Annotated in this window: 19 protein-coding genes, 1 tRNA gene, 1 other RNA gene and 2 pseudogenes; 12 read left to right on the forward strand and 11 right to left on the reverse strand. The window is 69.8% G+C overall.

The features are described 5' to 3' along the window. Window positions 1-85: 85 nt before the first annotated feature. Entirely contained in the window at window positions 86-448 is a 363-nt protein-coding gene (locus ACOJVU_RS18530; protein ID WP_421531113.1) for a hypothetical protein, read from the reverse strand. Between the two features lie 84 nt (window positions 449-532). Here ACOJVU_RS18530 and ACOJVU_RS18535 point away from each other — a divergent pair, with 84 nt between their 5' ends. Both ACOJVU_RS18535 and ACOJVU_RS18540 read left to right on the forward strand, forming a co-directional pair. Continuing rightward, entirely contained in the window at window positions 533-919 is a 387-nt protein-coding gene (locus ACOJVU_RS18535) for a DUF2237 family protein (RefSeq protein ID WP_421531114.1), read from the forward strand. A gap of 173 nt (window positions 920-1,092) precedes the next feature. Further along, the gene (locus ACOJVU_RS18540) at window positions 1,093-1,365 is read left to right on the forward strand and encodes a hypothetical protein (RefSeq protein WP_421531115.1); all 273 of its coding nucleotides are present in this window, start codon (window positions 1,093-1,095) and stop codon (window positions 1,363-1,365) included. A 12-nt stretch (window positions 1,366-1,377) separates the two neighbouring features. Here ACOJVU_RS18540 and ACOJVU_RS18545 read toward each other — a convergent pair whose 3' ends face one another. Genes ACOJVU_RS18545 through ACOJVU_RS18560 form a run of 4 tightly spaced genes read right to left on the reverse strand, consistent with a single transcriptional unit; the run spans window position 1,378 to window position 7,947 of the window. Then, window positions 1,378-2,691 (reverse strand): M1 family metallopeptidase, encoded by a 1,314-nt coding sequence (locus ACOJVU_RS18545; protein ID WP_421531116.1) that lies wholly within the window; start codon window positions 2,689-2,691, stop codon window positions 1,378-1,380. After that, entirely contained in the window at window positions 2,688-6,611 is a 3,924-nt protein-coding gene (locus ACOJVU_RS18550; protein ID WP_421531117.1) for a Pls/PosA family non-ribosomal peptide synthetase, read from the reverse strand. The genes ACOJVU_RS18545 and ACOJVU_RS18550 overlap by 4 nt, the downstream gene beginning before the upstream one ends. Before the next feature lie 16 nt (window positions 6,612-6,627). Further along, entirely contained in the window at window positions 6,628-6,828 is a 201-nt protein-coding gene (locus ACOJVU_RS18555; RefSeq protein ID WP_421531142.1) for a hypothetical protein, read from the reverse strand. A 42-nt stretch (window positions 6,829-6,870) separates the two neighbouring features. Next, complete coding sequence (locus ACOJVU_RS18560; RefSeq protein WP_421531118.1) at window positions 6,871-7,947, reverse strand: dihydrodipicolinate reductase; 1,077 nt, start codon at window positions 7,945-7,947, stop codon at window positions 6,871-6,873. 158 nt (window positions 7,948-8,105) lie between these two features. Between ACOJVU_RS18560 and ACOJVU_RS18565 the strand changes: the two genes are divergently transcribed. The 5 genes and pseudogenes from ACOJVU_RS18565 to ACOJVU_RS18585 form a co-directional block, all read left to right on the forward strand. Further along, window positions 8,106-8,342, forward strand: coding sequence for a cation transporting ATPase C-terminal domain-containing protein (locus ACOJVU_RS18565; protein WP_421531119.1), 237 nt, complete (start codon window positions 8,106-8,108; stop codon window positions 8,340-8,342). 62 nt (window positions 8,343-8,404) lie between these two features. Then, a complete protein-coding gene (locus ACOJVU_RS18570; protein ID WP_421531120.1) occupies window positions 8,405-9,760 on the forward strand; it encodes a WS/DGAT/MGAT family O-acyltransferase in 1,356 nt (451 codons plus the stop codon). A 5-nt stretch (window positions 9,761-9,765) separates the two neighbouring features. After that, a complete protein-coding gene (locus ACOJVU_RS18575) occupies window positions 9,766-10,251 on the forward strand; it encodes an NUDIX domain-containing protein (protein WP_421531121.1) in 486 nt (161 codons plus the stop codon). Between the two features lie 23 nt (window positions 10,252-10,274). After that, on the forward strand, window positions 10,275-11,180 hold the full coding sequence (locus ACOJVU_RS18580) for a haloalkane dehalogenase (RefSeq protein WP_421531122.1): 906 nt from the start codon (window positions 10,275-10,277) through the stop codon (window positions 11,178-11,180). Window positions 11,181-11,252: 72 nt separating this feature from the next. Further along, window positions 11,253-11,690: pseudogene (locus ACOJVU_RS18585) on the forward strand (cytochrome P450); the annotation flags it as partial. Window positions 11,691-12,092: 402 nt separating this feature from the next. Here ACOJVU_RS18585 and ACOJVU_RS18590 read toward each other — a convergent pair. Beyond that, entirely contained in the window at window positions 12,093-12,341 is a 249-nt protein-coding gene (locus ACOJVU_RS18590) for a hypothetical protein (protein ID WP_421531123.1), read from the reverse strand. A 295-nt stretch (window positions 12,342-12,636) separates the two neighbouring features. Here ACOJVU_RS18590 and ACOJVU_RS18595 point away from each other — a divergent pair, with 295 nt between their 5' ends. Further along, a complete protein-coding gene (locus tag ACOJVU_RS18595; RefSeq protein ID WP_421531124.1) occupies window positions 12,637-12,810 on the forward strand; it encodes a DsrE family protein in 174 nt (57 codons plus the stop codon). Here the strand turns inward: ACOJVU_RS18595 and ACOJVU_RS18600 are convergent. Beyond that, complete coding sequence (locus ACOJVU_RS18600; RefSeq protein WP_421531125.1) at window positions 12,785-13,237, reverse strand: hypothetical protein; 453 nt, start codon at window positions 13,235-13,237, stop codon at window positions 12,785-12,787. The two genes, ACOJVU_RS18595 and ACOJVU_RS18600, sit on opposite strands and share 26 nt — an antisense overlap. A 61-nt stretch (window positions 13,238-13,298) precedes the next feature. Continuing rightward, entirely contained in the window at window positions 13,299-15,254 is a 1,956-nt protein-coding gene (locus tag ACOJVU_RS18605; protein WP_421531126.1) for an alpha/beta hydrolase, read from the reverse strand. Window positions 15,255-15,571: 317 nt separating this feature from the next. Here ACOJVU_RS18605 and ACOJVU_RS18610 point away from each other — a divergent pair, with 317 nt between their 5' ends. Beyond that, window positions 15,572-15,724 (forward strand): hypothetical protein, encoded by a 153-nt coding sequence (locus tag ACOJVU_RS18610; protein WP_421531143.1) that lies wholly within the window; start codon window positions 15,572-15,574, stop codon window positions 15,722-15,724. 7 nt (window positions 15,725-15,731) lie between these two features. Here ACOJVU_RS18610 and ACOJVU_RS18615 read toward each other — a convergent pair. After that, window positions 15,732-16,798: pseudogene (locus tag ACOJVU_RS18615) on the reverse strand (dihydrodipicolinate reductase). 171 nt (window positions 16,799-16,969) lie between these two features. Here ACOJVU_RS18615 and ACOJVU_RS18620 point away from each other — a divergent pair. Next, entirely contained in the window at window positions 16,970-17,725 is a 756-nt protein-coding gene (locus ACOJVU_RS18620; RefSeq protein ID WP_421531127.1) for an enoyl-CoA hydratase/isomerase family protein, read from the forward strand. 9 nt (window positions 17,726-17,734) lie between these two features. On the opposite strand, the gene ACOJVU_RS18625 is transcribed toward ACOJVU_RS18620, so the two are convergent. Both ACOJVU_RS18625 and ACOJVU_RS18630 read right to left on the reverse strand, forming a co-directional pair. Continuing rightward, entirely contained in the window at window positions 17,735-18,511 is a 777-nt protein-coding gene (locus ACOJVU_RS18625) for a hypothetical protein (RefSeq protein WP_421531128.1), read from the reverse strand. 92 nt (window positions 18,512-18,603) lie between these two features. Next, window positions 18,604-18,692, reverse strand: a tRNA-Ser gene (locus ACOJVU_RS18630). A gap of 79 nt (window positions 18,693-18,771) precedes the next feature. Here ACOJVU_RS18630 and ffs point away from each other — a divergent pair. After that, window positions 18,772-18,866: signal recognition particle sRNA small type (gene ffs, locus ACOJVU_RS18635), an RNA gene on the forward strand. Between the two features lie 24 nt (window positions 18,867-18,890). Beyond that, complete coding sequence (locus ACOJVU_RS18640) at window positions 18,891-20,183, forward strand: aminotransferase class I/II-fold pyridoxal phosphate-dependent enzyme (protein WP_421531129.1); 1,293 nt, start codon at window positions 18,891-18,893, stop codon at window positions 20,181-20,183. Window positions 20,184-20,288: the final 105 nt, after the last annotated feature.

The following is a 20,288-nucleotide window of genomic DNA, read 5'->3' on the forward strand; positions in this document are numbered from 1 at the left end:
CTGCGCTGCGCGTGCTCCACGTTGACACCTCCCACGCGCCGGCCAGATCAGCCGCGATCGAGGGGAAGGCCACACTTATGACCTATCAGCTACTCACCGACAGCGGTAGCGAGAGGGTCTCGCCTCCGCCGGTCACCTCCACGACCCACCGACCGTCGAACGGCAGGGTGGCCTCGACGTCGAAGAAAGCGAATCCCGGGTATTCGCCGACGGCGGCTTCGGGGGCCTCGAAGGAAAGGTGCAGCGGATCGTCGAGTGTCGGCGGCACGATCTTCACGCCCACCCGGCGATCGGAATCCTCGCCGTTGCCCCGCGTCAGCACCACGAGCACGAACCGGGCCACGCGGTCAGCCCCGAGCGAAAATTTCGAGAGCACGCCGCCCGACACGTCGAGCTTGTTGTCCACCGTCCTGGCGCCCTCAGCGAGAAAGGCTCCGGTGAGTATCACAGGGACAACCTATCGTCAGGCGGCTAGGACACGGCGGCGAAACGTGAGTTCGAAGTTCACACCCCGGGGCGCGATACTGAGGGCGTGCCTGATCGTAACGTACTGGGCGGCGCGCTCGAACCCTGCGGCACCGACCCGCTCACCGGTTTCTACCGCGACGGGTGTTGCGCGACCGGGCCCGAGGACCGGGGCCGGCACACGATCTGCGCGGTGATGACCACCGAGTTCCTCGAGCACCAGCGCTCCATCGGTAACGACCTGGTGACGCCGATTCCCGAATATCGCTTCCCCGGCCTGTTGCCCGGCGACCGCTGGTGCGTCACCGCCGTGAACTGGCTGCGGGCTCACGACGACGGTCATGCCGCCCCCGTGGTGCTGGCATCCACCCATGAGCGCACGCTCGAGGTGGTGCCGCTCGAGACGCTGATCGAACACAAGGTCGACGTTCCCGACGACCTGGCCAGCCTGTAACCGCTGGTCGGCGGCATGCCGGCCGACGAGGCGCGGCGATCGGTCCAGGTGTTGACGGACAAGGTTCTCCCGCGCTCGCCTCAACGGCGAGCATTGCCGTGATTGGACGACCAGAACCCGGGGTACAGCGTTGACACGGCAGGGCCGAAAAAATAAAAGAATTAAGAAACCCGATGAAAATTGAATCAGGCAAGGCGATGGGAACACTGGGCGGCGCTGCGGTGCTCGCCGTGATGCTCGGCTACGGCATCAGCGTGGGCATGCCTTCCAGCGGCCTGACCGCCGCCCCGCTCGCGCCCGCCTACTCGAGTCCGGCGCCGCCGCCCCCGCCCTCGCCGCCGCCTCCTCCCGCTCCGGGCCGCGAAGGCCCCCCGTTCGTCGACTATGGCGGGGGTGGCGGAGCGCCCGGCGGCGGCGGGGCGGCCGGCGGTGGCGGAGGCGGGTAACACGCCGCGCGGTCACGGAACCGCCGTCGAATACAGCCACGCTTCCCACAGCGGTCGCAACTGGTCGCAGTAACCCGCGGCCAGGCCGGTGAAGTCGTCGGTGACGACGGTGCCGTGCCGGTAGCGGGTCGCCCAATCCCGGAGCAGGGCGAAGAAGTTCGCCTCACCGAGCCGGCCGCGCAGCGCGTGCAGGGCCAATGCCCCGCGCTTGTACACGCGGTCGTCGAACATGTGCTGCGGCCCGGGGTCGGCCAACACCAGGTCCTGCGGTTGCGCGCGCAGCTTTTCGTGATGCAGGCGGGCCAGTTCGTCGGCGCCGGGCCCGCCGCTGTGCTCCGACCACAACCATTCGGCGTAGCAGGCGAATCCCTCGTGCAGCCAGATGTCACGCCAGCGCCGCGCGGTCACCGAGTTGCCGAACCACTGGTGCGCCAGTTCGTGGGCGATCAACCGCTCGGCGGCCCGCGAGCCGTCGCAGTGGTTGGCGCCGAAGATCGACATGCCCTGGGCTTCCAGGGGGATGTCCAGGGCGTCGTCGGTGACCACGATCGTGTACCCGCCGGCCAGCGGGTAGGGCCCGAACAACTCGACGAACAGCTGCATCATCTCGGGCTGACGCGCGAAGTCGTGTTCGAACGCGCTGCGCAACCGCGCGGGCAGCGCGGCCTGTATGGGTACCGGTGTCCGGGTCAGCCGCACCGTGTCGTAGACGCCGATCTGCAACGTGATCAGGTAGGTCGACGTCGGCTCGCGTTGTTCGTAGGTCCACACCGTCTGCGACGCCCGGGTACGGCGCGCCACCAGGTTTCCGTTGGCGACCACCCGGTAGCGGCTTTCGGTGCTGACTTGGATGCGGAAGGCGGCCTTGTCGCCGGGGTGGTCGTTGCAGGGGAACCACGACGGGGCGCCGTTGGGCTGCCCGGCGACCAGCACCCCGTCGGTGAGTTCCTCGAAACCGACGTCGCCCCACAACGACCGGATCGGTTTGGGGGCACCGCCGTAGCGAACCACGATCGCCATCGCCGCCCCGGCCGGGATTTTGCACGCCAGTCGGATGCGCAACTTGCCTCCGCGGCAGGAGAACTGGGGCACCCGTTTGCCGTTCACCGACACCTTGGACACCGTCAGCGAGGCGGACAGGTCCAGGGTGAACTGCTGCAACTCGACGAGAGTCACCGCGGTGATCGTCGCGGTGCCGGACAGCCGGTTGATCGCGATCCGGTACTCGAGGTCGAGCTCGTAGCGAGACACCCGGTAGCCGGGGTTGCCGCTTCTCGGCAGGTAGTCGTCGATTGCCGGCGCGGCCTTCTTAGCCGGAACTGTCACGCCGCGGCGCCCCGCTTCGCGGAATTCCTGGACCGGTCCTTCTTGCGGCCCGGACCCCACGGTTTGATCGGATTGCCTTGCCAGCGTGTGGATCCCGGCACCTTGTCGCCGCGCACCACCAGCGACGCGGGGCCGACTGTCGCGCCGGCTCCGAGCCGGGCAGCCGGCAGCGCCACGCAATGCGGCCCGAGGGTGGCGCCCGGCTCGAGGACGACGCTGTCCATGCGCATGATCCGGTCGTGGAACAGGTGCGTTTGCACCACGCAGCCCCGGTTGACCGTGCAGCCGGAGCCCAGCGTGACGAGATCCGCTTCCGGGAGCCAATAGGTTTCGCACCAGGTGCCCCGCCCGACGCGGGCGCCGAGCGCGCGCAGCCACAGGTTCAGCAGCGGGGTGCCGCCGGTCGCGCGCGCGAACCATGGGGCCGCGACGGTCTCCACGAAGGTGTCGCACACCTCGTTGCGCCAGACGAACGACGACCACAGCGGGTACTCGCTGGCCCGGATCCTTCCCACCACAAGCCATTTGGCGGCCACCGTGACGGTCCCGGCGACGGCGCCGGCGGTCAGCAGTACCAGTCCGCCGCACAACGCCGCCGCCCAGATGCCGAAGATGCGCGCCAGCGCCTGCAACCCGCCCAGCACCGCCAGCCCGATCCCGACTGTCACCACCACGGGCAGCAGCCGGCACGCCTCCACCACGGCCCGCTTGACCTTGAGCCTCGCCGGTGGGTCGTAGGTGGTCGCCGCGTCGGCCTCGGTGGGGTGCCGACGCAACCGCATCGGGGGGCTGCCCAGCCACGACGAGCCGCGCTTGGCCTTGGGCGGCGTGGCCGAGAGCACTGCGACCAGTCCGTCGTCGGGCACCCGCCGGCCCGGCTGGGTGATGCCGGAGTTGCCCAGGAACGCGCGCCGGCCCACGGTGGTCGTGGCTGCGTGGATCCAGCCGCCGCCGAGCTCGTAGGAGGCGACCATGGTGTCGTCGGCCAGAAACGCGCCGTCCTCGATCACAGTGAACTTCGGGATCGGCAACACCGTGGAGATCTCGGTGCCGCGACCGACCCTGGCGCCCAGTAACCGCAGCCACGCCGGTGTCAGCATGCTCGCGTACACGGGGAAGAGATGGTTGCGCGCGCCGTCCATGAGCCGCTCGGTCGCCCACAGTTGCCAGCCGACCCGGCTGCGCACCGGGTGGTAGCCCTCGGTCAGTCCCAGTGACAGCGCCCGTACCGCCGCCACTGTCAGCAGCGCGTACACCGTGACGGCGGCCAGCGCCGCGGCCGGGGTCCACGACAGCGCCGGCAGCACCGCCTCCGAGAGTCGCCGGGTGTGGCGCACCGCCGCGGCGATCACGGCCACGCCTCCCGCCGCGGCGATCAGCGGCAGGGCGCCGAGCAGCAGTGACGTCAGCCCGTATACCGCGACCCACCGGGTGCGGCGCGGCGGCCGTTCGTCGGGCCACGGGTGCTTGACCCTGCCCGACTTCACCGCGGGCGAGCCCTTCCAGTACTGCCCGTTCTTGATCTTGTCGATCACTGCCGAGCCGGGTGCGACGTCGGCGTTCTTGCCGACGACCGAGCCGGGCAGCAGCGTGGTCCGGGCGCCGACAGTCGCGTCGTCGCCGATCGTGATCTCGCCGAGATGGAACTCGTCGCCGTCGATCCAGTGCCCGCACAAGTCCACCTCGGGTTCCACCGCACTGCGGTGCCCGAGTGTCAGCAACCCTGTGACCGGGGGGATCGAGTGCAGGTCCACCCCTTTGCCGATGTTGGCGCCGAGCGCGCGGGCGTAGTACACCAGCCACGGCGCGCCGGCCAGATTGTGCGCCCCGCAGACCTCGGCCACCCGCTCGGCCAGCCATACGCGCAGGTGCACCGACCCGCCGCGGCGGTAGGTGCCCGGCCGCACCCCCGACAGCAGCATGCGCGCGCACGACACCGCGATACCCATCCGGCCGATCGGCGTGACGAACCCGAGGAACGCCAACGCGACGAGCCACCAGTTGACCGCGACGGTCCACGGCACCACGTGCAGCGCGCGGGCGACGCCGTTGCCCACCGCGAGCCACGTCACCCACGGCAGCGCCGCCAGCGTCGCCAACGGCACCGACAGCGCGGTCTGCGCGGCCTGGGTCAGTCGCGGCGTCGGGCGCACTACCCGCTCGGCGGCCTGCGGTGATGGCTCCAGCTCGTCGAGGAACCCGGCCAGTGAGCCCAGGCGGGGATGGTCGTACAGGTCGGCGACGGTGACCTGCGGAAACCGGCGCCGCAGCGCGGCGACGAGCTGCGCGGCGGCCAGCGAGCCGCCGCCGAGCGCCAAGAAGTCCGCCTCCGGCCCGTCGACCGTCGGGCCGAGCAGGTCGCGCCACAGGCCGGCCAGCCAGCCCGTCGTGCCACCCAGCTCGGCGCTCGCGTCCGGGTCCCCGCCGGGCGGCGGCCAGGGCAGCGCGTCGCGGTCGACCTTGCCCGACGTCCGGGTGGGCAGCTCCCCGATCCGCACCAGCCGGGGCACCAGTGCGGCGGGCAGCTGCCGGGCGAGCCGCTGGCGTGCCGCGTGCAGATCGAACGTCGGATCGGCACTGACCAGGTAGCCGACCAGTACCGGAGTTCCCGCGGCGGTCTGGCGGACTGCCGCCGCCGCGCCGCTGACCCCCGGCAGGCCGACCAGCGCGGCGTCGACCTCGCCCAGCTCGATGCGGCGCCCCCCGACTTTGACCTGGTCGTCGGCCCGCCCGCAGAAATAGAGCCCGTCGGGTTCCAGCCGCACCAGGTCACCGCTGCGGTAGGCGCGCGTCCAGCCCAATGTCGGCAGCGGGGCGTACTTCTCGGCGTTCTTGTCCTCGTCCAGGTAACGGGCCAGGCCCACCCCGCCGATCACCAGCTCACCGACCTCGCCGTAGCCGACCGGGCGGCCGTCGGTGTCGACGACGGCCAGGTCGGCGCCTGGCAGCGGCAGCCCGATGCTGATCGGGCCGCCCCCGTCGAGCCTGGTCGCGCAGGCGACCACCGTCGCCTCGGTCGGGCCGTAGGTGTTCCACACCTCCCGCCCGTCGACCGCGAGGCGCTCGACCAGCTCCGCGGGGCAGGCCTCGCCGCCGAAGATCAGCAGCCGCACGGCCTCCAGGGCCTCGGCGGGCCACAGTGCGGCCAGCGTGGGCACCGTCGACACCACGGTCACGTCGCGGGTGACCAGCCACGGACCCAGGTCCGTCCCGCTGCGCACCAGCGACCGCGGCGCGGGGACCAGGCAGGCGCCGTGCCGCCAGGCCAGCCACATCTCCTCGCAGGACGCGTCGAAGGCCACCGACAACCCGCCCAGTACCCGGTCACCGGGCCCGATCGGGCGGTCCTGCAGGAACGTCTGCGCCTCGGCGTCGACGAACGCGGCGGCGCTGCGGTGCGTGACGGCGACGCCCTTCGGCGCGCCGGTCGATCCGGAGGTGAAGATGATCCACGCGTCGTCGCGGGTCATGGGCGCCGTCGCGCGCCAGCCCCGCGACGAGCCGGGGCCCCTGACCAACCCGGTTTCCGTGATCACCGCGACCACGTCGGCCGCGCCGAACACCAGCTCGGCCCGCTCGTCGGGGTCGTCGGCGTCGACCGGCACGTAGGCCGCGCCGGTGGCCAGGGTCGCCAGAATCGCCACGTACAGCGCGTAGCTGCCCGAGGGCATGCGGATGCCGATGCGGTCGCCCCGGCCGACACCCCGCGCGGCCAGCCAACCGACGCTGGCCTGCATGTCGTCGATCAGCTCGCCGTAGGTGAGCTGCACGGTGCCGTCGTCGATCGCGGGCGCATCCGGGAAGCGCGCGGCGGTCGCATGGATGATGTCGATCAGGGTTCGCGGGCCCGGCGCAGCGGAAGACAGCAGATACTGGGCCGGAATGTCGGCCGGGGCTCGTGCCGGTGCTGGTCCTGTCACCACCCTACGAAAATACTCATTCCCGGCCGGCTCGGCGGCGACCGCGCGCGGCGTGTGACGGCGCGCGAATGGCATGCGAGGGGGCACCGCGGGCGTGGTCTCGGGTAGTGATGTCCACGAATGCCTGTCCCACGCCCTGGGCGGCGCCGGTGACGATCGCGACGTGGCCGCGCATCGAGGCGGGGTGGGAGATCGAGGCGGGGTGGCAGTAGGTCATCGCTCGGGTCCGCACCTCAGTCGCGCGTCGAGCCGCACCGTTTCACCGCGCCAGATGCGGGGCCGGGCGCCCGGCGAGCAGCGGCAGGTCCAGGTACGTCTTGATGCCGGGCCCGGCGGCACAGACGTCGGGGATGGCGTTGACGCAGTGGTTCGCGGTCGCCACGACCCCCGGATTCTTCTGCAACCCGTCGGCGATGGTCTCCGGCTGTAGCCCCTTGAACGTCAGGCTCACCGTGGGGTCGCCGGTGATCTCGACCTCGAAGCGTTCGCCGTGCCCGCCGAAATTCCAGTCCGGCTCCAGATCGTCCTCACCCATCAGCCAGTTGACCGCCGCCGTGATGACCGGTTCCCCATCGACCAGCGCCTCCCAGCGGAAGCGGCGCGCGGCGACTGATCCCGGGGTGATCGGGAAGGGGCCGTAGTCGATGTCGGCGGTCGCCACGGCGATCTCCTGGATGGTCCTGATCTCCGGGTCGATGCGAAAACCCATGTGGTCGGACACCATTCGCACCGACATCTTGAAGCCCGCTTCGAGCAGCCCGGCCATCGGCCCGCCCATCGCCTCCTCGGGTGTGCCGCCGAATCCCATGATGTGGCGTACCACGTCGGGCGCGTTGTAGGTGCGGATGTCGGAGAATTCCTCGGCGCGCACGTGGGTCACCGCCGACGACAGCGAGGACACCATCAACGGGAAGCGCTCCGTGATGCCGCCGGGATGGATACCGGACCCGTGCAGGGTCACCCCGGCCTCCAGCGCGGCGTCGGCGATGACTTTGACGCGGGCATTGGCGGCGTCGGGATACACCCAGCCGACCGGGGTGACGACGTTCTTGCCGGACCGCAGGATCGCGATGACCTCGTCGTCGTTGGGGATCAACGGGCTGTACATCACGCAGTCCGCCTCGGTGGCCAGCACGTCCTCGACGCTGGTGGTGGCGGTGACGCCGAGCGGTCCGGTGCCCACGATGTCGCCGACGTCGCGACCATTCTTGTCCGCGCTGTGCACCCAGCAGCCGGCCAAGTCGAGCTGCGGGTGGTTGAGCACACACGCGATGGCGGCCTTCCCGACGCCTCCTGTGGCCCACTGGATCACGCGAAGCCTGGTGGGGTCACCCATCTGCCGCCCTCCCGAATCGAACGCCTGCGAAACGTCTGCACGGCCTTTGCGGGCCCGGGCCTGAACTGGCACAGTAGGAGCAGCTGACCGTGACTGTCAACGACGATCCGCCCCGCCACCGCTCCGGTGACCTAAGGCTCTGACCCGCAACGTTTCCGGTGGCCGTGCAGGTGATCGGCCAACTGGCCATCACGTATCTGCCCGCCATGAACCGCGTTTTCGCCACCGCGCCCATTTCCGCCGCTGCGTGGCTGCGCATTCTCGTCATCTGGGCCGCAGTCAGCGCCGTGGTGGCGATCGACAAACTGCTGCGGCGCACCCTTTCGGGTGAACGCCGACCTGCTCCCGGCGCCGCGGCGTTCGACCACGGCGAAGGTGGCGCTCGAGTCGGCTAGGTTCGCGGCGAAGTCGGGGACTTCTCGCATGCAAACGGCGGCGATGGGGTTCTAATGGATCGATGGAATTGATGATGCCCACCGATGCGGTCTTCCTGCTGGGCGAATCGCGTGAGCACCCCATGCACGTCGGTGGCCTGCAACTGTACGAGCCGCCGGCGGACGTCGGCCCCGGTTACGTGCGGGAGTTCTACGACCGTCTGGTCGGCCTTCGCGAGGTTCAGATTACGTTTCGCAAGCGTCCGGCGACGCTCTGGGGCGGGATCGGGAATCTGGGCTGGGCCGACGACAGGGACCTCGACCTCGACTACCACGTGCGCCGCTCGGCGTTGCCGTCGCCCGGGCGGGTCCGTGAGCTGCTCGAGCTGACCTCGCGCTGGCACAGCAGCCTGCTCGACCGGCACCGCCCGCTGTGGGAGATGCACGTCGTGGAGGGCCTCAAAGACGGCCGATTCGCCATCTACACCAAGATGCACCATGCGCTGATCGACGGTGTCTCGTCGCTAAAGTTGATGCAACGCACGTTGTCCGACGATCCCGACGACCGGGAGATCCGGGCACCGTGGAGCCTGCCGAAGAGCCGGCGCGAATCCGGCCCCGGATCCTCGCTGCGCTCCCTGGTGCATACCGCGGGATCCGTTGCGGGCCTTGTTTCTTCGACGTTCTCCTTGGCCCGTGCGGCGATGCTCGAGCAGCAGCTGACGTTGCCGTTCGGGGCGCCGCGCACCATGCTGAACGTCAAGATCGGCGGTGCCCGCCGGTGCGCCGCGCAGTCCTGGGAGCTGGACCGGATCAAAGCCGTCAAGAATGCCGCGGGGACGACCGTCAACGACGTCGTGCTGGCGATGTGCTCGGGCGCGTTGCGCTACTACCTGCTCGAGCGGAACGCGCTGCCGGACGTGCCGCTGCTGGCGATGGTGCCGGTGAGCCTGCGCCGCGCGGACGAGGCGGACGCGGGTGGCAACCTGGTCGGGGCCATCTTGTGCAACCTCGCCACCGACACCGACGACCCGGCCCGGCGGCTGCGCACCGTCAGCGAATCGATGCGCAACAACAAGAAGGTGTTCTCGCAGTTGCCGCGCCTGCAGGCGCTGGCGTTGTCGGCGGCGAACATGGCGGCGCTGGGCATGTCCGTGGTCCCGGGGTGGGTGTCCTCGACACGGCCGCCGTTCAACATCGTCATCTCGAACGTGCCCGGGCCGAACCGGCCGATGTATTACGGGGGTGCCCGGCTCGACGGCAACTACCCGATGTCCATCGTGCTGGACGGGCAGGCGCTCAACATCACCGTGGTGAACAACGCCGACATGATCGACTTCGGTCTGGTGGGCTGCCGACGCAGCGTGCCGCACCTGCAGCGCCTGCTCGCGCACCTGGAGTCGTCGCTCAAAGACCTGGAACGCGCGGTCGGCGCCTGAGGATCGTGCCGAAGCTCAGTGCGGGGGTGTTGCTGTACCGCGTACGCGACGGCATCGTCGAAGTTCTCCTCGCCCATCCCGGCGGTCCGTTCTGGGCGCGCAAGGACGAAGGTGTCTGGTCGGTGCCCAAGGGGGAGTACCTCGACGGGGAGGACCCCTGGACGGCGGCACGGCGGGAGTTCGCCGAGGAAATCGGGCTCTCGATGCCGACCGGAACCCGCGTCGACCTCGGCCGGGCGCGGCAACCCGGCGGCAAGGTGGTGAGCGTTTTCGCCGTCCACGGTGACCTCGACGTCACCGCCGCGCGCAGCAACACCTTCGAGCTGGAGTGGCCGAAGGGGTCGGGCACGCTGCTGCGAGTCCCCGAGGTTGACCGGGTCGGCTGGTTCCCGCCAGCGCGGGCTCGCGACAAGCTGATCGAGGGGCAGCGGGTCTTTCTGGATCGATTGCTCGCCCTGCCGGAGTTGGTCGGGCTGCGCGAAGGGACGTGAGCCGCGCCGGTATGTTCGCAGCTATGGAGACACTGCGGACACCCGACGACCGGTTCGACGACGTACCCGACTTTCCTTACGCCCCAAGCTATGGCGAGGTTTCGGACAGTGAGGGCGGCAGCTTGCGGGTCGCCTGGGTGGAAGACGGCCCGCAGGAGGCCGACCCGATTCTGATGCTGCACGGCGAACCGACGTGGTCGTATCTGTACCGCAAGATGATCCCGATCCTGGTCGAGGCCGGGCATCGCGTCGTCTGCCCCGACCTGGTCGGATTCGGACGGTCGGACAAGCCGACCCGCCGCGAGGATCACACCTACGCGCGACACGTCGAATGGATGCGCGCGCTGGCCTTCGACGTTCTCGACCTGCGCAACGTGACCCTGGTCTGTCAGGACTGGGGCGGGCTGATCGGGCTGCGGCTGGCCGCCGAGCACCCCGAGCGGTTCGCCCGGCTGGTCGTCGCCAACACGGGGCTACCCAACGGAGAGCACCCCATGGCCAAGATCTGGTGGCAGTTCCGCGAGGCAATACAGACGATGCCGAACCTGATCATCAGCCGTTTCGTGCAGGGCGCCTCCCAGCAGCAGCTGAGCGAGGAGGTGCTCGCTGGTTACGACGCGCCCTTTCCCGGCGACGAGTACTGCGCCGGGCCGCGGGCCATGCCGGGCCTGGTGCCGACCACACCGGACGATCCCGCGGCGGCAGCCAACACGGCGGCGTGGTCGAAGCTGGCGGTGAGCCCGACGCCGATGCTCGTCGCGTTCAGCGACGCCGACCCGATCACCGGGCCGATGGGCGAGGTGTTCCGGCGCGGGATGCGCGGCGCGCAGGGCATCGAGCACCCCGTCATCCGCGGCGCCGGGCACTTCCTGCAGGAGGACGCCGGCGAGGAGCTCGCCCGCCACATCGTGGAGTTCCTGCGGCGCTGAGCGCGCGGAGATGACGAGCGGGTCCGAGTCCCAGGGCGCGGTTACCTGCGCGACCTGATCGGGTGGCGGCGTTCCTGTGTGCTCCTGCTGGTCGCCGGTCACGAGACGACGGTGAACCTGATCGGCAACGCGATCCTGGCGATGCTGCGCGACCCGCGCCAATGGGCGGCGCCGCCGATGGCCGCCGACGCCGCAAATTGGCGCCGCCGCGGTGATCGAGGAGACTCCGCGCCACGACCCGCGGGTACAGATGATCGGTCGAATTGCCTTGTCCGACATGGTCGTCGATGGAATCGCGGTTCCCGCGGGCGACGTGCTGATGCTATTGGTGGTGGTGGTCGCCCACCGCGATCCCACCGCGATCCCACCGAGTTCGACCGCCCCGACATATTTGATCCGGAGAGACGAGTGTTGCGCCGCTTGGGGTTTGGGCGCGGCGCGCACTACTGCCTGGGGGCGCCGCTGGTGGCGTCGAGCCTGCGCTCAGCGCTATCGTCTTCGACTCGACGTCGCTGCCACCGCAGTTTCGGCACCTCAGCGAACGGGCCCGACGAACCAACGGGCAAGACCACTTAGCTCAGCCCGCTCTTTCAGGCCGGGCTGTCGTCGGCCTCGCGGCCGGTTACCAACAATTGGTACTGTCGTCGTCGTCGTGGGTAAGAACACGTCATTCAGCCTCGACGAGCACTTCAGTGCAACTACACCGCCGAACAGTGGGGTGCAGTCCAAGCGGAGGGCTAGCTGCGCGAACTTCAGCGCCATCCGACGTGCGGTCGACGGTTGCGAATCCGGGGATCGGTCGGGCCTGCGATGAGGTCCGTGCCGGCTATCGCAGGCCCGACCGCGGATCGCCGACCCGCTATCAGCGTCGTCTTTGCAGTGTGCTTTCAGGTGTCGGCAACCGTCGACGCCTCAGCCGCGCCAGTAGCCGCTTGGTCGGCTTTGCGCGGCGCAGTAGTTCGGGTCGTATGCAGGCCCGAACGGGTCGCAGCTGTAGCCGCCGCCGGGCGACTCGTTGTAGCAGATCGTCGGGTCGAACAGCGGTGAGGACGGATCGCACCACTGGATCGGGCCCGCGTGGGCGGGCGGGCTGACCGCCACCATGGCAGCGGTCAGCGCGCAGCCGATGACTGCGGCGCAGGTGCTTACCCGAAAAGCCATCGGAGAGTTTCCTTTCTGGCTGTGTCTGGCAGTGTGCCCCAAGGGGGCGACAGTTGTCCAAGAGCCGCGCGGACGACCTCTCTCGGGTAGCGGCGGCAAATGCTGCTCGGCGACGCTGAATGGTGCCGCATTTCTGGCAGGTCGCAGGTAGCAGGTCCGCTGTTCTGGATGGAATCGCTCTCCACTATTCGTTGGATTACGGCATCCGTTGTTTTTCGGAACTCGTTAGAAGACAAGAAGTTTTGCTCTTCCTCGACACGCCGGGCACCCGGCCCGTCTCATGCCAGGAGCATCCGTGAAATATCTGTTCGTCCTGCGCGATCCGCCTTATGGCACCGAACGCACCGACAACGGCATCCGCTGGGCGCGCCGCTTGCTCGACGCCGACCCGGCCAACCAGGTGCGGGTGTTCAACTTCGGTGACGCGGTCGTCGCGGTGACCGTTATCCTCGGCGCAGTTGGTCTGTGATGCTGAAACCGTTGCTGTCGGCGCGGTGGTCGGTCATGGTGTGGCACTCGCCGAAGAGCTGGACGGCCCCGTCGGCACCGTCGAAGGGGCTCACGCCGATGCCGGCCGTGACGCCGCCCCGGTGGATCGTCGTGCCCGCGGAGTGCGCGCCTGCCGGGGCGCCGGGTGCCCAGCCGTGGACCACCATGGTCGCGGCGACCCGGTCGAAGTAGGCGTCGGGGTCGACGCCGGGCGGCACCGCGAACGTCATGTCGACCCGGCCCCGGTACGGCGGCTCGCCCTGGTCGTTGCAGGACTCCCAGCTGAAACCCCCGGACGGGTCACCCAGCCCGGCAACGTTCGCGATCTGCTTGGCCGCGTCGACAACCTGGGCGATGGTCTGCTGGTCGGAGCGCGGATGGTCGGGTTCGTGCCGGAATGGGGACATCGACGCACACCCTCCCAACGCGACGGCCACCGCGGCAAGCGCCGCGAGCCGGGCCCGCGGCCTAGTTGAAGCCATGGCCGTCGGTGACCGAGCCGGAAGCCCTGCCCCATTCCGGGTCGCCGGTAAGGGGTAGGGGGATCTCCAGATGCGGCAACGGGATCGGCCCGAAGGGGGTGTGCACCCGGCGGGGAATCGATATCCGCTGTTCGTCGCGGGCCGGGGCCAGCATTCCCTCGCGGCCCAGGGCATCGCCGTGGCCGGTGCTGATCTCGGTCATGTTGTGCAGCGCCTCGCTGCCCACGTCGTAATAGTGCGAATGGGCGTCGAACCAGGGCACGGTGCTGTGGGTGCCCGCGACCTCGGCCCGGAAGCGCACCGCGCCGAAGCCGTCGTGCGCGGGGTCGGCGCCCAGGCCGGCCGACGGCCCGAGCGGCCCGCCGAGGGCGACGTTGAGCGCGTTGGGCACGACGCTGCCCGATTCACCGATCCAGCTGACCGCGTCGGTCGAGGCCGCACCGACATAGAGCCGGCCGTCATTCAGCCGGAAGTCGGCGGCGCTGTGCGCGAGATCGGTTCCGGGACAACCGATCAGTATGGCGTCATCGGCACGCATGCCGCTGCCCGCGAACGCGTCGGCCACCGTCGTCGATCCGTAGGAGTGGCCGATGACCGTCACGTGGGCCGGGACCGGCCCGGCATGGGTGACCGCCAGGCTGTTGACGTCGGCGGCCAGCAGCGCGGCGCCCCGGCGCGCCAGCCCCGGCGTGCCGACCTCCCGTAGCGTCGAGGGGTCCAGGTCGGGTGTGTCGTATCCCATCCACGCAAGCACCGCGGTGGAGCGGGTGCGGTCGGCTTTGCGCGACTGGTCGTAGAGGTTGACGGCGTCGTTGTGCCCGTCGTAGAGCCAGCCTCCCCGCACGCTGCTGTCGGTGCCGGGCACGATGACGGCGGTGTTGTGCGCCGTGTCCGGATCGCCGATCGCGATCACCGCCCTGCCCTTGCCGTCGAATGCCGCCGGGTCGTAGGCCCACAGCAGGACGGGTCGCCGATGGTCGTGGTCGGGCCCCTCATCGTGCTCGACGCCCTGGTTGGTCTTCACCGCGTTGCGGTACCGGGTGGCATCGGCGGCCGAAAGCCCGTACTCGCCGGGGCGGGCGAGCAGATCGTGTTCGCGGTCGTGCAGCGCCGCGTCGCGCAGGCTCTCCGATGAGATGCCGTGCCGGCCGGCCACGCCCTCGACCCTGCTCAGGTCGTCGCGCAGCACCGCCCTGTTCGCTGCGTCGCGCACCGCGGCCGGCACGCCGTCGAGGTTGCCCGGCGTCCCCGGGTGTGCCGGGTTCGACCAGTCCCCGCCGTCGGCGCCGAGCGCGTCCCACCACGCGCGAACGTCTTCGGGCGTGGTGCCGGGCGGCGACGCTGCGTAGCCGTCGGCGCGCACCGTGCTCAGCGACTGCCACAGGCGGCCGGCGTAGTCGTCTCGCAGGCACCGCAGCCGGACCAGGGCCGCCCGGGTGTCATCGACCGCGTCGTCCTCGCAGGCCGTGATCAGAGCCCCGACGTCGCTCCGGTCGGAAGGGGCCAGGCCGGGGCCTTGGTCGAGTTCGATCGCCTCTTCGAGGAGGTGGTCGAGCTGTGCCAGCCGGGTCTCGAGGGCGGCGATCTGCCCGGCCGCGGTGCGCTGCGCCTCGGCCAGGGCGGCGGCGAGGTTCTCCAGGTCGACACCGATCGCGGGCAGCCGCAGCGATTGCGCGCCCAGCACCGCGGCCACTCGCCGGACCTCGGCCGACGCGTCGATCGGGGGGTCTCTGTCGCGGTGGTTCCAGGCCGCGTCGAAGCGGCGGCGGGCCTGCGCGAAGGCCGTGTCCGCCTCGGTGGTGCACCGGCCGGCGGCGTGGAACGCCTCCGCGAGACCCGAGATGTGCGCCGGGCTGCCGGCCTGCAAGCTCCGATCGATCGCCCACGGGTCGCCTCCCGCTTCGGCGATCAGCGCGGGGACGCTTATATGGCGGAGCCGCATCGCTGCGCTACCCGCTGCCGCACACCAACACCGAAGAACATGGCCACCCCTTTTTGACCCGGCCCAACCGTACTACCGGGCGGCCACGCGCCGACGGCGCAAGCGCTACCGCCTGTGGGTAACGCGCTGCCGGCCGGGCCGGCGCACGGCGCTCCCGCGGGGCGCGCGACCGGTGGTGTCAGCGCCGTCACGCCCGGGCGGTCCTTGACGCCGCCGCGGCGCGCGCAGGACCGAGCGTTCTTCGTCCGGGGCGCTCATCGTGGAGCACGCACCCGCCGCGATGTCGAAGCGCGCCCCGGCCTGTCACCATGGATCTCGTGAGCACCGCAATCGTCGTGGCGATCCTCGTCGGCGTGACGCTGCTCGCCCTCGGCATGGTGGCCAACCAGTTGCTCCGGCTGCGGAAGTGGCTGGACAACGCACCCGCGGAACCGCCCGCGCCCGAGGAACCGCCGGACGCCGGCCGATGACCGCCGGCTACACCGCGACCTTGGGCACATTGCCGCGAGGCAGCGTCAGCGGCAGGTCGGTGTAGGTGGCGATACCCGGAGCCGCCGCGACGACCGCGGGGATCGCGTTGACGGCGGGCATCGCCGTCATGATGTGGCCGAGATCCATGAACTCCTCGATCGTCGAGGCCTGGAAGTACGGCGGCGGCAGGAAGCCGACCTTGGTGGTCACCGTCGGCTGCCCGTCGATCTGGATGACCCAGCCATCCTGGTGGATCTTCCAGTCCGGCTCGAGCGTCTGGCCCTTGCGCCACCGCACGTTCAGGTCGATCACGGCATTGTCGCCGACGATCCCCTGCCAGCTGATGTACACGCCCGCAACACATCCCGCGGGGATGGTCCAGGACGCCATCTCCAGGTCCGCGGTGGTCCGGGCGAATTCGGCCACGCACCGCACCTCGTCGAGTTCGACGCCGAGTGCGTCGACCACCAGCCGGACCGCCTCGCCGAAGATGGCCGTCCCCTTCGCGGCCATCGCCGGCAGGTCCGGGTGGTCGATCGGCTGGCCGAAGCCGACCGGCTTCTCGGTCTCCGGGGAGTCGTAGAACGTGGTGTCGGCGGCCTCGTTGACGGTGACCTTGTCGATCCGGTTGCACACCATGGCCGACACGATGGCCAGCAGTTCGGCGAAGCCGGGGCTGACACCGGACCCGAAGATCGTCGAGCCGCCCTGCCGGCAGGCCGCAAGGATCCGGTCGCGGCCGGCGCCGAGGTTGCCGCCGGTGATGAACGACGCCGTCGTCACCGCGTTGACGCCCGCGGACAGGATGAGCACCAGCTCGTCGACGTCGATCCACATCGGGTTGTAGGCGACGCAGTCGGGTTTCAGCGCGAGCAGCGCGTCCACGTCGTTGGTGGCGGCCACGCCCAGCGGCTCGATGCCGACCCCAGTTCGCCGGCGTCGCGACCGGCCTTCTCGGGGGACCACGCGTAGCAGCCGACCAGTTCCAGCAGGGGATTGGTCACGATCGACTTCAGCGAGCTCTTGCCGACGTTCCCGGTGTGCCACTGAACGACGCGATAGGTGTTTGGCACTCGCTCAGCATAGGGAACCGCGTGCGTCCTCGCGATGGTGAATGCGGCGACGGCACGAAGAGGACATTCGACGCCGGCCTGTAGCGGCGGGAAAAGCCTGCGGCCCGGGACGTTCCGGCGGCGGTTGACTACTCCACACTGCTCGCGGCGGATCTGTCCTGCCGTGCTTGAGTGGACGTCGTGATCGAGATTCATGCCGTGGAATCGGTGCAGGTGCTGACCCTGTCGTCAGGAAGCGTCAACACGCTCGACGTCGACCTGCTGGAAGAACTGGCTCTCGCGGTCGACGATTTGGCGCGTTCCGACGACGCCGGCGCGCTCGTCGTCACCGGCGCCGGCCGCGCCTTCAGCGCCGGGGTGGACCTCAAACGGGTGGTGGAGGGTGGAGCCGACTACACCGACCGGCTAGTTCCCGCCCTCTCGGGCGCGTTCGCGGCGCTGTTCGCATACCCGGGGCCGACGGTGGCCGCGGTCAACGGCGCCGCCATCGCGGGCGGCTGCGTGCTGGCCTGCGCGTGCGACCGGCGCCTTATCACCCCACAGGCCCAGATCGGGGTGACCGAGGTGCACGTCGGGGTGCCGTTCCCGGTCGCCGCGCTCGAAGTGATGCGCTACGCGTGTGGTGACCATGCCGAGGAGGTGATGCTCGGCGGACGCACCTACCGCGAGGCCGGGGCGATCGCCGCCGGGCTGGCACACCGGGTCGTCGATGGCGAGCTCATGCAGTCGGCGGTGGCCGAGGCCGCGGAGCTCGCCGGCATCCCGACTGACGTCTATCGCCACACCAAGGACTGGCTGCGCGCCCCGGCCATGACACGGATCCGCGAGTCCGCCGGCGTCGACGACGAGGTGCGCCGGATGTGGGGTTCGGCCGAGACGCAGCATCGCCTCTCCGAGTACGTCGAGCGCATGCGGCGCCGCGACTGAGTCCGCTCGCTATTCGTCGTCGACCGCCACGCCGCCGCGGCTGCGTCTGCGCCGCATCCGGTGCGAGCCCTTCCCCGTGGGCCGGCGGTTGCGCAATCCGCCCGGGGTGTCGTCGGGCTGCTCGGCCTCGACGGTCGGTGCCTCCTGCGTCTCGGCGGCCTCGACCTCCCCGGTTTTCCCGGGTTCGTCCTCCTGAGCGTCCTCCGTGGCCTCGTCGACATCTTCGGTCTCCGTGGCCTCGGCATCTTCGGCATCTTCGACCTCTTCGGTCTCCTGGGCCTCGGCCTCTTCCTCTTCGCCCTTCGCGCGCCGGAAGCGGCGCTTCCCGGGCTTGCGCGCCTTGATCGGTTTCGGCGGAGGCGGCGGCAACTCGGCCACAAACGCCAGGTAGAAGGCGAAGATGCCGAGCACCGCGATCGCGGCGGCCGCGCCGTAAATCCCGAACAGGTATTGCCCGGCAGTGTCCAGGCGCAGCCAGATTTCGCTGATCGCGGTTCCGATGATCAGCACCCCTGCCAGCACGTGGGCCACGATCGACCACACCCTGATGCGCAGCGCGAGCAATGGGACGCCCAGCTCGGGTTTGCGGGCGCGTAGCCAGACGAAAACCACCGGGAGGGCGGACAAGCCGATCAGCGCACCCGACGTGATCCGGCCGGCCATCCCCAGCGCCCGCGGCATTTCGCCCATCAGCTCATACCAGCGAGGCAGCACGCAGAAGAAGTAGAGGACACCGGCGGCAATCACCGAAAACGCGTGCCACAGCACGAACCACTTCCGGCCCATACGCCTCCTCAGGCTGATGAGTTCACGCCAGTTCGGGTTCGACCAGAACCCACGTCGTGTTCGTCCGCGCCTTGCAGCAGGTGCGCTCCATGTGGCGGAGGATGCGGGATTTGAACCCGCGAGGGCTGTTAACCCAACCCGCGTTCCAGGCGAGCGCCATAGGCCACTAGGCGAATCCTCCGTGGGTCATGGTAACTGCTGAGTCCAGCCAGCAGGTCCGCGGCCGTGCGGAGCGCCCCGACGCGGGTACTACACTCGCCGAAGGACCCCGCGCGGCGTCCATCCTGTGAACTCCCCCAGGGCCGGAAGGCAGCAAGGGTCAATGGGCTCTGTCGGGTGCGCGGGGTCCCCCAGTGTCCGGACCCCGAAAGGCTCATTGGTGTCCTTCGATTCACTCAGCCCCGACGAGCTGACCGCGCTGCACGAACGCCATCAGCGGGATTATGCGGACCTGCAGATCAAGAAGCTGTCGTTGGACCTGACCCGCGGCAAACCCGCCCCGGAACAGCTCGACCTGTCCAACCGGCTGCTGAGCCTGCCCGGGACCGACTACCGCGACCCCGAGGGCACCGACACCCGCAACTACGGCGGCCTGCACGGCCTGCCCGGGTTGCGGGCCATCTTCGCCGAGCTGTTGGGCATTCCGGTGCCCAACCTGATCGCGGGCAACAACTCCAGCCTGGAGCTGATGCACGACATCGTCGCCTTCTCGATGCTGTACGGCGGCGTGGACTCCCAGCGGCCCTGGAAGGACGAACCGGCCGTCAAGTTCCTCTGCCCCGTCCCCGGCTACGACCGGCACTTCGCCATCACCGAGACGATGGGCGTCGAGATGATCGGAGTCCCGATGTGCGAGGACGGCCCGGACGTGGACCTGATCGAAGAGCTGGTGGCCGCCGACCCGGCCATCAAGGGGATGTGGTCGGTGCCGGTGTTCGCCAACCCGACCGGCGTCACCTACTCCTGGGAGACGGTGCGCCGGCTCGTCCAGATGCGCACGGCGGCGCCCGACTTCCGGCTGTTCTGGGACAACGCCTACGCGGTGCACACCCTGACGCACGACTTCGTCAGTCAGATCGACGTGCTCGGGCTGGCCGCCACGGCCGGCAACCCCCACCGGCCGTACGTCTTCGCGTCCACCTCGAAGATCACCTTCGCCGGCGCCGGCGTCAGCTTCCTGGGCGGATCGCTGGGCAACATCGCCTGGTACCTGCAGTACGCGGCCAAGAAATCGATCGGCCCGGACAAGGTCAACCAGCTGCGGCACCTGCGCTTCTTCGGCGACGCCGACGGGGTGCGCCTGCACATGCTGCGCCACCAGCAGATCCTGGCGCCGAAGTTCGCGCTCGCGCTCGAGATTCTCGACCAGCGGCTCGGTGATTCGAAGATCGCCTCGTGGACCGACCCCAAGGGCGGCTACTTCATCAGCCTCGACGTGCTGCCCGGCACGGCCAAACGGACGGTCGCGCTGGCCAAGGATGCCGGTATCGCGCTGACCGAGGCCGGGGCGTCGTTCCCCTACCGCAACGACCCCGAGGACAAGAACATCCGGATCGCGCCCACTTTCCCCTCACTGCCGGACCTGCGCGACGCGGTCGACGGGCTGGCGACGTGTGCGCTGCTTTCCGCGTCGGAATCCGTGCTGGCCTCCTCCTCATCGAGTGTGAGCTGAGGGCGACGACACGCCGACAGGCCGCGCCCCACGTTCACACCGAAAGCCACTGATGCACACTCGATGCCGGCCGGGTCGAGGTCAGCGATTCGGCGCCGATTGCCC

Source organism: Mycobacterium sp. THU-M104 (genome assembly GCF_049197365.1).
Classification (GTDB): domain Bacteria; phylum Actinomycetota; class Actinomycetes; order Mycobacteriales; family Mycobacteriaceae; genus Mycobacterium.